This is a genomic window from Vibrio orientalis CIP 102891 = ATCC 33934 (assembly GCF_000176235.1).
In the GTDB taxonomy this organism is placed as follows: domain Bacteria; phylum Pseudomonadota; class Gammaproteobacteria; order Enterobacterales; family Vibrionaceae; genus Vibrio; species Vibrio orientalis.
This window is the reverse complement of sequence record NZ_ACZV01000003.1, coordinates 210,339-223,966: the sequence shown is the minus strand read 5'-3', so window position 1 is coordinate 223,966 and position 13,628 is coordinate 210,339. Positions and strand designations below refer to the sequence as shown.

The 13,628-nt window shown below is 46.8% G+C and carries 11 protein-coding genes; 7 read left to right on the top strand and 4 right to left on the bottom strand.

The features are described from left to right. Nucleotides 1-20 precede the first annotated feature (20 nt). The 3 genes from VIA_RS03140 to VIA_RS03130 are packed head-to-tail and all read left to right on the top strand — an operon-like array spanning nt 21 to nt 2,326. Nucleotides 21-938, top strand: a complete 918-nt coding sequence (locus VIA_RS03140; RefSeq protein ID WP_004410929.1) for a virulence factor BrkB family protein — start codon at nt 21-23, stop codon at nt 936-938. Continuing rightward, entirely contained in the window at nt 910-1,344 is a 435-nt protein-coding gene (dtd, locus tag VIA_RS03135) for a D-aminoacyl-tRNA deacylase (RefSeq protein WP_004410927.1), read from the top strand. The genes VIA_RS03140 and dtd overlap by 29 nt, the downstream gene beginning before the upstream one ends. Before the next feature lie 46 nt (nt 1,345-1,390). Then, the gene (locus VIA_RS03130; RefSeq protein WP_004410926.1) at nt 1,391-2,326 is read left to right on the top strand and encodes a bifunctional GNAT family N-acetyltransferase/hotdog fold thioesterase; all 936 of its coding nucleotides are present in this window, start codon (nt 1,391-1,393) and stop codon (nt 2,324-2,326) included. Here VIA_RS03130 and VIA_RS03125 read toward each other — a convergent pair. The 4 genes from VIA_RS03125 to hslR all read right to left on the bottom strand — a co-directional run bounded on the left by VIA_RS03125 (nt 2,284) and on the right by hslR (nt 7,617). Continuing rightward, complete coding sequence (locus tag VIA_RS03125; protein ID WP_004410924.1) at nt 2,284-4,242, bottom strand: AsmA family protein; 1,959 nt, start codon at nt 4,240-4,242, stop codon at nt 2,284-2,286. The two genes, VIA_RS03130 and VIA_RS03125, sit on opposite strands and share 43 nt — an antisense overlap. 114 nt (nt 4,243-4,356) lie before the next feature. Beyond that, nucleotides 4,357-5,988, bottom strand: coding sequence for a phosphoenolpyruvate carboxykinase (ATP) (gene pckA, locus VIA_RS03120; protein WP_004410922.1), 1,632 nt, complete (start codon nt 5,986-5,988; stop codon nt 4,357-4,359). A 337-nt stretch (nt 5,989-6,325) separates the two neighbouring features. Next, the gene (gene hslO, locus VIA_RS03115; protein ID WP_004410920.1) at nt 6,326-7,201 is read right to left on the bottom strand and encodes an Hsp33 family molecular chaperone HslO; all 876 of its coding nucleotides are present in this window, start codon (nt 7,199-7,201) and stop codon (nt 6,326-6,328) included. Between the two features lie 29 nt (nt 7,202-7,230). Then, nucleotides 7,231-7,617 (bottom strand): ribosome-associated heat shock protein Hsp15, encoded by a 387-nt coding sequence (gene hslR / locus VIA_RS03110; protein ID WP_004410919.1) that lies wholly within the window; start codon nt 7,615-7,617, stop codon nt 7,231-7,233. 300 nt (nt 7,618-7,917) lie between these two features. Here hslR and gspC point away from each other — a divergent pair, with 300 nt between their 5' ends. From gspC to gspF, 4 genes are read left to right on the top strand one after another with little or no spacing between them, the layout of a single operon-like run. Beyond that, complete coding sequence (gspC, locus tag VIA_RS03105; protein WP_004410918.1) at nt 7,918-8,814, top strand: type II secretion system protein GspC; 897 nt, start codon at nt 7,918-7,920, stop codon at nt 8,812-8,814. Nucleotides 8,815-8,853: 39 nt separating this feature from the next. Beyond that, nucleotides 8,854-10,881 carry a type II secretion system secretin GspD gene (gene gspD, locus VIA_RS03100; RefSeq protein WP_004416818.1) on the top strand — a complete coding sequence of 676 codons (2,028 nt, stop codon included), beginning with the start codon at nt 8,854-8,856 and terminating at the stop codon, nt 10,879-10,881. Then, nucleotides 10,881-12,371: a type II secretion system ATPase GspE gene (gspE, locus tag VIA_RS03095; RefSeq protein WP_004410915.1), complete on the top strand. Its 1,491-nt coding sequence runs from the start codon at nt 10,881-10,883 to the stop codon at nt 12,369-12,371. The genes gspD and gspE overlap by 1 nt, the downstream gene beginning before the upstream one ends. Beyond that, nucleotides 12,371-13,597 (top strand): type II secretion system inner membrane protein GspF, encoded by a 1,227-nt coding sequence (gene gspF, locus VIA_RS03090; RefSeq protein WP_004410914.1) that lies wholly within the window; start codon nt 12,371-12,373, stop codon nt 13,595-13,597. Before gspE ends, gspF begins: the two co-directional genes overlap by 1 nt. Nucleotides 13,598-13,628: the final 31 nt, after the last annotated feature.

The following is a 13,628-nucleotide window of genomic DNA, read 5'->3' as shown; positions in this document are numbered from 1 at the left end:
AGTTGATAGGGAGATACAAGTTGAAAATCGAGTCATTGGTCAAACAGAGTGTGCTATTTGGACGTTATCTATTGAGCCGAATGGGTCATGATAGAGTTAACGTCAATGCGGGCTATCTGGCCTACATCACTTTGCTCTCGATTGTCCCAATGCTGACCGTTTTACTGTCGGTTCTGTCTTCGTTCGCCATCTTTGAAAATGCTGGCGATGCAATTCAAGATTTTGTCATTACTCACTTTGTTCCTGCCGCAGGAGATGCAGTAAAAGGGGCGTTGCTTGAGTTTGTCTCTAACACCGGCAAAATGAGCGCCGTTGGTGGTGGCTTTCTATTTGTTGCTGCGTTAATGCTGATCTCCAACATCGATAAAAACCTTAACTATATTTGGCGAGTGCAGCAAAAACGCCGTGCCGTCTTTTCCTTTTCGATGTATTGGATGGTATTAACCCTTGGCCCAATCCTAGTCGGGGCGAGTATTGCTGCTACCTCGTATGTCACGTCACTAAAAATTATCGAAAGCGAAGCGGTGTCTGGTGTTTATAACTTGCTGCTCCGTTGGTTACCGTTCTTATTGTCACTGTTTGCTTTTGTTGGCTTATATCTGTTGGTACCGAATAAAAAGGTGCGTATCTCGCATGCCTTAATTGGTGCGATTGTCGCAGCGCTGCTATTCGAAGCAAGTAAGAAAGGCTTCGCCGCTTACATTACTCAGTTCCCGTCTTATCAATTGATTTATGGCGCCTTAGCGGCGATTCCAATCTTATTTGTTTGGGTCTACCTATGTTGGTTAATTGTGCTGGTGGGTGCTGAAGTGACGGCTGCGCTGGGGGAAAGGGAACTGTGGTGCGAGAGTGAAGAAATGATACACTCTGCGGAAAGTTTAAAAACACAGCAAGTAGAAGGAAAAGGCAGTGATCGCACTGATTCAGAGAGTAAGTGAAGCAGCCGTTCGTGTAGATGGTGAAGTGGTTGGCGAGATCGACCAAGGTCTACTGGTACTGTTGGGCGTTGAGAAGGACGATGATGAAGCGAAAGCAAAACGTCTGATGGAACGTGTTACTACTTATCGTGTGTTCGGTGATGAAGAAGGCAAGATGAACCTCAACGTTAAGCAGGTTGAAGGGAAAGTGTTGGTTGTCTCTCAATTCACGCTGCCAGCGGATACCAAGAAAGGGACGCGCGCAGGGTTTTCTCGTGGTGCACATCCGACGGATGCTGAACGTTTATATGAGTACTTTGCTGACCGTTGTGCCGAAGTGTTACCGACTCAACGTGGCCGCTTTGCTGCGGATATGAAAGTCTCTTTGGTCAACGATGGCCCCGTGACCTTCTGGTTGCAAGTATAATTACAAGGCTAGTAGAGAGGTTTTACACCTCTAGAAAAGGATTTACATGTTTAAGCTGATTACGCCGAAGACAGAAAAACAACTCAACAAGTACTATCACTTTCGTTGGCAAATGCTGAGAGAGCCTTGGCGCATGCCGATTGGCTCGGAACGTGATGAATACGATCCGATGGGTTTGCATCGGATGATTGTTGACGGACGCGGTCGACCAATGGCAATCGGTCGCTTATACATTACCCCTGACAGCGAAGGTCAAATCCGTTTTATGGCGGTAAAAGGCAACCGACGCAGTAAGGGTATGGGATCATTAGTGCTTGTTGCTCTGGAGTCGTTAGCCCGCCAAGAAGGTGCCAAGCGCTTGGTGTGTAACGCCCGTGAGGATGCGATTTCTTTTTATGAAAAGAATGGTTTTGAGCGCCGTGGTGAACTCACCGATGAGCGTGGTCCTGTCAGACACCAGCAGATGGTCAAGCATCTTGATCCAATGGCCAATGTACTGCGCAAACCTGAGTGGTGTACTGAGCTACAAGAGCGTTGGGATCATCAAATTCCTATCAGTGACAAGATGGGGATTAAGATTAACCAATACACAGGTTATCAATTTGAGTGTAGTGCTCAGCTTAACCCGAACTTGAACCCTCACAATACCATGTTTGCCGGCTCCGCTTTTACCCTTGCTACCTTGACGGGCTGGGGGATGACTTGGCTGTTGATGAAAGAGCGCAACCTAAGTGGTGATATCGTGTTGGCGGACAGTCAGATTCGTTATCGCCAACCGGTTACTCAAAACCCCGTTGCATCGACCTCTTTAGATGGTATCAGTGGTGACTTAGATCGCTTAGCATCAGGGCGTAAAGCACGGATTGTTATCCATGTGACCATCTACAGTGGTGACCAAGCTGCTGTCGAGTTTATTGGTACCTACATGCTGATCCCAGATTATAAAGTGGTATTGGGTCCTGACTCTGACTCCGAATCCTGATCATCTTCTACCTGTGGCGCTTTAGGCTCAGTACGCTTTGGAGTGTCACAGGTTGCTTTAATCACATTTGCCCCATTAATTAGATCGGACCAAAGCTGCAAGCAAGGTTGCTCAGACTTGAGCAGCAAGGTAGCAAATTGAGGTTTGGTCAGATCCATTTCCCCCGCGAGTTGGGTCATCCCTTTGGTTGAATGAATGGCAATTCGCCCTCGATCGGCTTGGACTTGAATCTCATCAAGATCGAGCTGTTGCGTGTAGCTCTGCTCACCATCAATACTTTTGGCTTCAACACTTGCTTGGCGTAGGTAGGCGGTAACCTGTCCTGATAAGCTGTGTGACAACATAGAATAGTCGCCAGACAAACCATTTAACTCAACTTCAATTTCAGCAGCGCCAGAAAGCGCAAAGGGTAAATACTGTCGTAGGTGGTATTGGTCGAGGGGAATACCATCGGCGTGAATCGAAAATTGCCAAGGCGCACTGACACTGCTTCTATCCCACGTCCCATTGGCTTCAATATAGCCTTGCTCAAGCGGAATCAAGGCACGCTCCAAGGTAAACTTATGTTGGTTAGCAAAAGCACTGACATGTGCTTGAGTGGTCAGCAGCTTATCAATACTGGCAGAATTGGCGCTAAGCTCTAACCGTCCTTCAATTAAGCCGAGTTTATTCTGTTCGATTAGCGTGAGGTCACTGCCTTCAATGGTCAGCCCAGAGACTTGCCAGTAAGGTTGCTGCTCAACTTGAATCAATTGAGTGTTGTTGACCTCTAGTGAGGCAATAGAAAGGCGTTCCAGTGGAGAGAGTATCTCTCGAATAGTAGGCGCTAGCTGCTCAGTATCTTCTAGCCATTTCACGCCAGTAATCGATAGCTGGTCGAGTGCTACCTGCTGCGGGGTCAACTTACCTTGTAGCTGCACTCGTCCTTGCTTGAAGTCGCTGTCGAACTCATCGATGCTAATTTGATTTGGGGTAAAGGTCACTTTTGCCCGTGGAGAAAACACCGCTAAGCTTGGGTGACGAATACTGTCTGCATTAAATGAGGCATAACCTTGCTCTTGTTGCCATAGTGGCTTATCGAGCGAGAGATCTTCAATCGAGGCATCGAGATGTTTGAACTGCCACAAACCGTAAGAGAACGAGCTATTGAGAATATCGAGACTATTGATGTAGTAGATAGGCAAATTGAAGTTAGCCAATGTGGTGAGTAAAGGGCTGATTTGCTGCGACTCGGAGAGTGATAGCTTATCAATCGTGACGTTAATCAGTGACCAACCTTGCGGATACTGCTCTGCTTGACCTGAGATGCTCGCGCCGTGCCAATTGAAGGAGCTGCCAAAGATGGTGCTATCTTGATTCTGGTAGCGCATATCAACTAAGAGGTTATCTAAAGCTTCCCCATGCATGTAGAGCTGTTGCGCCGAGAGTTGAATATCTCCGAAGGGGAACTGCTGCTGTTCGGTTTGCCACTTTGGTTGCTCGATTTGTAGATTGACGCCGCGTGCCGACCACTGTGAACTACTAATGTCGGTCTCTTTGAGCGCTAGCTGGTGGAGAGTCAACTGTGAAAGTAGGGCGGGTTGGGTATGTTTGAGGTTGAGTGTTGCCCCCTCAATCAATATTGAATCAAAGGCGAGCTTGCCGTTTTGCCAAGGTTGCTGGCTAAGCCATAAAGTCAGTTTTGGTAGGGATGTACTCGTTTCATCCTGGCCAATAACCACATCTTCAAGGGTTAATTGGAGTGGGGGAGTATAGCTCGCTTTGGTCGCTGTTATTTGGTAGGAGGTGAGCTGATTCAGAAGCGCATTGACAGTTTGCGCTGCATAACGCGTCTGCATAACCGTATAGAGGCCAAGAGTAGACAGAGCGATGATGCCGACAACAATCAGTGTTAGCAGCAAGAGTGCTTTCTTCACAGTAACTCACATTCCTATAGTGAACAGTGTTACTAGCTTGGAACACTTTTTCACTACAAGCAACAAAAAGCCCCTCAAAAGAGGGGCTTAGATAAACAATTACTGTCGATATCACTAATCTAGCTGAGGACCTGCAGCTACCAGTGATTTACCTTCATCATTGTCGGTGTACTTATCAAAGTTGTTGATAAAGCGGCTTGCGAGATCTTTCGCTTTGCTTTCCCATTGTAGTGGGTCAGTGTAGGTTTCGCGTGGATCTAAGATGCTAGGGTCAACATCATGCAGCGCTGTTGGTACTTCAAGGTTGAAGATAGGAATGTGCTTAGTTTCTGCTTCTTCGATTGAGCCATCTAGGATCGCATCGATGATGCCGCGAGTATCTTGAATTGAGATACGTTTACCGCTGCCATTCCAACCAGTGTTAACCAAATATGCTTCTGCGCCAGCTGCTTCCATACGTTTTACCAGTACTTCTGCGTACTTAGTTGGGTGCAGTGTTAGGAACGCAGCGCCAAAACATGCCGAGAAGGTCGGCGTTGGTTCGGTAATACCACGCTCAGTACCGGCAAGTTTTGCGGTAAAGCCAGATAGGAAGTGGTACTTAGTTTGTTCAGGCGTTAATTTCGATACTGGAGGTAACACGCCAAATGCGTCAGCAGAGAGGAAGATCACCTTGTTAGCGTGACCCGCTCTCGATACTGGCTTAACGATGTTCTCGATGTGTTCGATCGGGTAAGAAACACGCGTGTTTTCGGTTTTTGAACCGTCATCGAAATCGATAGAGCCGTCGTTACGAACGGTCACGTTTTCTAGTAGTGCATCACGACGAATTGCGTTGTAGATGTCTGGCTCAGCTTCTTTTGAAAGCTTGATGGTTTTTGCGTAACAGCCGCCTTCAAAGTTGAACACGCCGTCGTCATCCCAACCGTGCTCATCATCGCCGATAAGTTCACGCTTAGGATCGGTCGATAGCGTAGTTTTACCTGTGCCAGATAGACCAAAGAAGATCGCCACATCACCATTTTCTTTGCACTTGTTCGCGCTACAGTGCATTGATGCAATGTCTTTAAGAGGAAGGAAGTAGTTCATCATCGCGAACATACCTTTCTTCATCTCACCGCCGTACCAAGTACCGCCAATTAATTGCATGCGTTCAGTTAGGTTAAATACCGTGAAGTTTTCAGAGTTTAGACCGTGTTGTTCCCATTTCTGGTTGGTACACTTCGCACCGTTCATCACCACGAAGTCAGGTTCGAACGTTGTCAGCTCTTCTTCGCTTGGGCGAATGAACATGTTTTTCACAAAGTGCGCTTGCCACGCCACTTCGGTGATCACACGGATGCTAAGACGAGTATCTGGGTTTGCCCCACAGTAACCGTCGATGACAAATACGCGCTTACCTGAAAGTTGCTCTGTTACTTGCGCTTTCAAATCATTCCATACAGCTTGGTCGATAGGTTTATTATCGTTTTTCACTGCATCTGACGTCCACCACATATGTTCTTCAGTGGTTGCGTCTTTAACGATGTATTTATCTTTTGGTGAGCGACCAGTAAAAATACCGGTATCAACTGCGACAGCACCTAGCTCAGTTACGACGCCTTTTTCGTAGCCTTCCAGATCAGCGCGAGTCTCTTCTTCGAACAACATTTCGTAGCTAGGGTTACGAATAACCTCTTTTACGTTATGAAGCCCGTGTTTGGTAAGATCAATTGTTGCAGCCTTAGTATGTTCCATAACGGTCATAGGTGCTCCTTATCGGAATATTTTGTAGGGATTTTGTAATAATTTTTTAATTTTTATCTGCTCACCATGCTAGCAATGGGTCTCTTAGAAAACAGGGATATAGCTCAAAAAATACCCGTAATCTTCATGGGGTTTTAAGCGACTCATCACATATTGGTAAGGTTAGTTTATCGTGTGCGCAAAGCTTTGCGCTAGGGCAAAAGGATTATTATTTGTCTAAAATTAACAGGTTGTTTTATTACGAGAGGGGCTAGGTAATACGGGGCTTTGATCACAAAAAGGCCAGCGTTCGCTGGCCTTTTGAAAGGTAAATTACAGGCTTGCTATGCCATAAAAATTAATGCAGCTTATTTTCGCCTGAAGTTGCATGTAAAAACAGTTCTTCGACATCTGCTGAGTTGAACGAATAATTCGTGCCGCAGTAATCACAATGTAAAGAAATTGAGCCAATCTCGGCCAAAATGTCATTTACTTCCGCGCGATCGATAGTCACGATTGCCGCGCCACTACGTTCACGCGAACAGCCGCAGAAGAACTCAACAGGCTGAGGATCAAATAGGCGAACTTTCTCTTGGTTGTAGAGGCGGTACAGAAGTTTGCTTGCTTCTAAGCTAAACAGTTCTTCATTTTTAACCGTATTGGTTAGCTGTTCTAGATGCTCAAAGTCATCCGGTGAACCAGTGCCATCAGGAACGACTTGAATCAGCATACCCGCAGCGTGGGCCTTGCCTTCGTGCTCTCCAGTACGCAGCCATAAGCGAGTTTTAAGTTGCTCAGAGTTCGCGAAGTAGCCCTCTAGAGCGTCAGCTAGGTTATCGCCTTCTAGCGCAACGATGCCCTGGTAACGTTCGCCTTTCTTAGGATCGATAGTGATAACTAAGTAGCCTTTGCCCATCATGTCGTGGATTGTTGCATCATCAGCGATTTCACCATCAAAACGAGCCACACCACGGATCTTCTGATCGTGATCGCCATTAATTACCGCGAGAGATACCGGACCATCACCTTGCAGTTGCATAGTGATAGAGCCTTCGAACTTCAACGTTGCAGTAAGTAGAGTTGTTGATACCAATAGCTCTCCTAGCAGCTTTTGTAATGCTGCTGGGTATTCCTTGCTTGAAATAATTTGCTGGTAAGCGTCATCCAACTGTACCAACTCACCACGTACCGAAAGATCTTCAAATAAGTAGCGATTCAAAACATTGCTTGCCATGTGGCGGTTCCTCGTAAATCTGGTCGAGCTTATTGGTGTTTAAATTTAATGATATCGCGGCGCTGCTTTTTGTCAGGGCGGCGATCAGGGCTCGGGTTATGTGCGTGAAGTTTACGCTGCGTTGCGTTCTCTTCCCGTTTATTTACACTCTCAGCGGTTTCTGAGTAGAGCAGTTGTGCTTCCGGAGCTCCGCGTCGTTGGTCAGAGATTTTTTCAATCACCACGGTCTTTTCCTCGTGACCTTGTCTTAGAGTGATCACTGCACCGAGTTCGACCGCTTTGCTAGGTTTACTGCGCTGACCATTATAATGGACTTTACCACCGTCGACCATATTTCGAGCGACGGAGCGAGTTTTGTAAAAACGTGCTGCCCATAGCCACTTATCGAGTCTTACTGCTTCGGTTTGGGAACCCATTGTGCTTTGTGCCCTCTAAAGGTGATGAATCTTTGATTCCAAATAGATGCTGTAACAATGGTGATGGATGCCTCATTTTTCAAGCGAGATCAAAAAAAAAGGGCATTGTGAAATTTCATCCATAGGGTTTGACGTTTAGCTTGTGTCATAGTCTGATACAATCAACGTTTACTAAAAAATTATAAATTATCGTAATCATCAGTAATTTATCACTTTTAACAGTGTGGTTCTGATGATGCGGTGTTATAAATTCGGCGCACTTAAATAGCGGTGCAATAGTCAGTAAAGTAAGGACAGTGAGTGAAGCAAAACAGTGCCCAAGCACTATATAAGCTCAGCGAATCGTTAAAGGAACCGCACGTTCAACAGCGCGCTAGCTATACCATTATGATCGCCTTACTGGCGATCTGCGCATGGATTATCGGTCAAATGATTTGGCAACCATGGAGTTCTCCATCGGTCTCTCAATGGCGCCCGGTTAATGTGGCTCAAAGTGGCAGCGATTCAGCCGTTGGTATCGATATCTCCGAACTACAAAATAGCCACCTGTTTGGTGAGCTAAATCAAGCTGCCCCCGTCGTGGAGCAACCGAAATTGCAAGACGCACCTAAGAGTCGCCTTAATGTTGTGTTAGTTGGTGCAGTGACCAGTTCTAATCCAGAGAAAAGCTTGGCTGTGATTGCTAACCGTGGCCGTCAAGCGACTTACGGCATCAATGAAGTGATTGAAGGAACTCGCGCTAAGCTGATTCAAGTTCAATCTGACCGAGTGATTATCGAAAACGCTGGGCGCAATGAAACGGTGATGTTAGAAGGTTTGAAGTACAGTAAGCCGGAAGCTGCAACTAAGACTCATGCAGAAACAACCTCGACTCGCAGCCAAGTGCCAGCCGAAGCTTTAGAGAAGATTCGCCAAGAGATTCGTCAAGACAGTTCGAAGATTTTCCAGTACGTGCGTATGTCGCAAATAAAACAAGATGGCGATGTCGTTGGGTATCGCTTATCACCAGGCAAGGACAAAGTGTTGTTCGAGTCAGTTGGCTTGAAGCAAGGTGATATTGCGGTGTCAATTAACGGCTTAGATTTGAAAGATTCCTCGGTAATGAGTGAAATCTTTAAGAATTTGTCTCAACTAACCGAATTAACGCTGACAGTAGAACGTAATGGTCAGCCGCATGAGATATACATTGAATTATAAGAGTGTCGCGCATAGTGGCAGTCGTTCGAGGAGTAAAATGTGAACCATTGGCTTAAAAAGAGCATTTGGCTTTTAGCAGGAAGCTTATTGACGTCCCCCACCATGGTGGCGGCGAATGATTTTAGTGCCAGCTTTAAAGGCACAGATATTCAAGAGTTCATCAATATTGTTGGTCGTAATTTAGACAAGACCATCATTGTCGACCCTTCTGTTCGCGGCAAAATCGACGTGCGCAGTTACGATATGTTGACTGAAGAGCAGTACTACAGCTTCTTCCTTAACGTGTTAGAAGTGTATGGCTTTGCTGTGGTCGAGATGGACAATGGCATTCTCAAAGTCATTAAGTCGAAAGATGCGAAAACTTCTGCAGTCCCAGTGGTTGGAGATGGTTCCATTAAAGGCGATGAAGTGGTGACGCGCGTTGTTGCAGTACGTAACGTTTCGGTACGTGAGCTTTCTCCACTACTGCGTCAGCTAAACGATAATGCGGGGGCGGGTAACGTGGTGCACTACGATCCAGCCAACATTATTTTGATTACCGGTCGTGCTGCGGTGGTGAATCGTCTTGCTGACATTATTAAACGTGTTGACCAAGCCGGTGATAAAGAGATTGAAGTGGTCGAGCTAGATAATGCCTCGGCTGCGGAAATGGTGCGTATTGTCGAAGCGCTAAATAAAACCACTGATACCAAAAATACTCCGGCATTTCTGCAACCTAAATTGGTCGCAGACGATCGAACCAACTCGATCTTGATCTCCGGTGACCCTCAAGTGCGTCAGCGTCTGCGTCGTTTGATCCAGCAATTGGATGTTGAAATGGCATCGAAAGGTAACAACCGCGTGGTTTACCTTAAATATGCTAAAGCAGAAGAGTTAGTCGAAGTGCTCAAAGGTGTTTCGGATAATCTGCAAGCAGAGAAATCATCAGGTTCTAAAGGGGCTAGTTCAGCTCAACGTGGCGATGTGGTGATTGCGGCTCACCCAGGTACCAACGCACTAGTTCTGACTGCGCCACCAGATATTATGAACGCGCTGCAAGATGTGATTGCTCAATTAGATATTCGTCGCGCGCAAGTGCTGATTGAAGCCTTGATTGTTGAAATGGCAGAAGGCGATGGCGTTAACCTTGGCGTGCAGTGGGGCAACCTCGAAACAGGTGCGATGATTCAGTACAGCAATACAGGCGCTTCTGTTGGTCAAGTCATGGTTGGCTTAGAAGAAGCGAAAGATACGACCACTACGACCGCTGTGTATGACTCTGATGGAAAGTTCTTGCGCAATGAGACCACCACGGAAGAAGGTGATTACTCGACGCTCGCGTCAGCATTAGGTAGCGTGAATGGTGCCGCGCTAAGCATAGCGATGGGCGACTGGACGGCACTGATCAGCGCTGTGTCGACCGATTCAAACTCCAACATTCTATCTTCGCCAAGTATTACCGTCATGGACAACGGTGAAGCCTCTTTCATTGTCGGTGAAGAAGTGCCGGTATTGACGGGTTCAACGTCGGGTTCTAACAACGAGAACCCATTCCAGACCGTTGATCGTAAAGAGGTCGGTATCAAGCTGAAAGTGGTACCGCAAATCAACGAAGGTAACTCAGTTCAGCTTAATATTGAGCAAGAAGTCTCGAATGTACTGGGTGCCAATGGCGCGGTCGATGTACGTTTTGCTAAGCGTCAGCTCAATACATCCGTGATGGTTGAAGATGGTCAGATGATTGTCTTGGGTGGTTTGATTGATGAGCGCGCACTAGAGAGTGAGTCGAAAGTGCCAATTTTGGGTGATATTCCCTATTTAGGTCATCTGTTTAAATCGACCAGTACTCAAGTAGAGAAAAAGAATCTGATGGTATTTATCAAGCCAACCATTATTCGTGATGGTATGACGGCAGATGGTATCACCCAGCGTAAATACAACTTCATTCGTGCTGAGCAGCTCTACAAGGCAGACCAAGGTCTTAAATTGATGGATGATGCGCATATTCCGGTATTGCCAAAATTCGGTGAGGAAATTCGTCATCCGGTAGAGATTCAAGCTTTCCTTGATCAGATGGAAGCTCAGTAATGGATGTAGCAGTCACGCCTTACTTTAAGCGTTTACCTTTTAGCTTTGCCAATCGCTTCAAGCTGGTCCTTGAGCAAGGTGAACTAGGCTTGGTGTTGTTTTATGTTGCGCCGATTTGCGTCGATGCCTTGCGTGAAGTCAACCGAGTTTGTGCTCAGCCGTTTACGCTGCAAGAAATCACTAAAGAGGCATTTGATAGCAAACTGACGGAAGCCTATCAGCGCGATTCTTCAGAGGCTCGCCAGTTGATGGAAGATATCGGCGCGGATAATGACGACTTCTTTTCTTTAGCAGAAGACTTACCTCAAGATGAGGATCTGCTTGAGTCGGAAGATGATGCGCCAATCATCAAATTGATTAACGCCATGCTTGGTGAGGCAATCAAAGAGGGCGCATCGGATATCCATATCGAAACTTTTGAGAAGAGCCTTTCGATTCGCTTCCGTATTGATGGTGTGCTACGTGACGTTTTGTCCCCTAGTCGTAAACTTGCGCCGCTGCTGGTATCGCGGGTAAAAGTCATGGCTAAGCTAGATATTGCAGAAAAACGCGTGCCACAGGATGGGCGTATTTCTTTGCGCATTGGTGGTCGAGCGGTCGATGTGCGTGTTTCAACCATGCCTTCCTCCCATGGTGAGCGCGTGGTAATGCGTCTTTTAGATAAGAACGCGACTCGCCTCGATCTGCACAGCTTGGGTATGACGGCGGTTAACCATAACGCTTTCGGTCAGATGATTCAGCGCCCCCACGGCATTATCTTGGTGACAGGTCCAACCGGTTCGGGTAAGTCGACCACCCTATATGCAGGCCTAACGGAAATTAACAGTAACGAGCGCAATATCCTCACGGTTGAAGACCCGATTGAATTCGATATTGATGGCATCGGCCAGACTCAGGTTAACCCCAAGGTAGATATGACCTTTGCCCGAGGCTTGCGCGCGATACTGCGTCAAGATCCTGATGTGGTGATGGTGGGTGAGATTCGTGACTTAGAAACGGCACAAATCGGTGTTCAAGCCTCTTTGACTGGCCACTTAGTGATGTCGACGCTCCACACCAATACTGCTGTCGGTGCGATTACTCGTCTGCGTGATATGGGTATTGAGCCATTTTTGATTTCCTCTTCTTTGCTTGGCGTATTGGCGCAGCGACTGGTTCGCACCTTATGCCCAGATTGCAAAGAGTCGTATCAAGCGGATAAAGAAACCAAGAAGCTTTTTAGTCTAATGGATGATGAAGCACTGACTTTGTATCGTGCTTGTGGCTGTGAAGGGTGTAACTTTAAGGGTTACCGCGGTCGTACTGGTATTCATGAATTACTGGTGGTCGATGAAGAAGTGCAAGAGCTGATTCATAGTGAAGCGGGTGAACAGGCGATCGAGAAAAGTGTTCGCGAACGTACACCAAGCATCCGCCAAGATGGCTTAGATAAAGTGCGCCAAGGTATTACTTCACTTGAAGAAGTGATACGAGTGACCAAGGAAGGCTAATGGCAGCGTTTGAATACAAAGCTCTCGATGCACAGGGTAAAAATAAGAAAGGCGTGATTGAGGGTGATAATGCTCGCCAAGTTCGCGCCAGACTTAAAGAGCAGGGACTGATTCCTGTCGAAGTGACAGAGACTCGGCAGAAAGCCAAAAAGCAAAGCAGCAGTCCGGCGACGTTTCAGTTTAAGCGTGGCCTAAGCACACCTGACTTAGCACTGATTACCCGACAACTGTCGACATTAGTTCAGTCAGGGATGCCGCTTGAAGAGTGTTTAAAAGCCGTCTCTGAACAATCTGAAAAGCCGCGTATTCGTACCATGTTGTTAGCAGTGCGCTCTAAAGTCACGGAAGGTTATACCTTAGCTGACAGCTTGGCAGACTTCCCGCATATTTTCGACGAGCTCTTCCGTTCAATGGTATCGGCAGGGGAAAAGTCTGGTCACCTTGATTCGGTATTAGAGCGGTTGGCTGATTACGCTGAAAACCGTCAGAAGCTGCGCTCTAAATTACAGCAAGCGATGATCTATCCTGTTGTTTTGGTGGTATTTGCGGTGTGTATTGTCGCTTTCTTGCTGGCTGCGGTTGTACCAAAAATCGTCGGTCAGTTTGTCCAAATGGGCCAAGAGCTACCGCAATCGACGCAGTTTCTGCTTGCATCGAGTGAGTTTATCCAGAACTGGGGGCTGTATCTACTCATCGCGATATTTGCCCTGATTTACTTGGTCAAATTTGCCCTCAGCAAGCCCAAGATACGACTCAATTGGGATCGAAAAGTCATTTCGTTGCCTCTGATTGGTAAAATTGCCCGTGGTCTCAATACTTCACGATTTGCCCGAACGTTGTCGATTTGTACGTCGAGCGCGATTCCAATTTTGGAAGGCATGCGTGTTGCTGTAGATGTTATGTCGAACCATTACGTTAAACAGCAGGTCCTAGTAGCGACCGATAATGTTCGTGAAGGTGCTAGTTTGCGTCGTGCTCTGGAACAAACCAAGCTGTTTCCACCTATGATGCTGCATATGATCGCCAGTGGTGAGCAGAGTGGCGAGCTAGAGGGAATGCTGACGCGCGCCGCAGACAACCAAGATGCGAACTTCGAATCAACGGTCAATATTGCATTGGGAATATTTACCCCAGCATTAATTGCCCTGATGGCGGGTTTGGTGCTGTTTATTGTGATGGCGACACTGATGCCAATTTTAGAAATGAATAACTTAATGAGTTCATAACCGTTTTTAGCCTAGCTAGAGATTTAGTGGA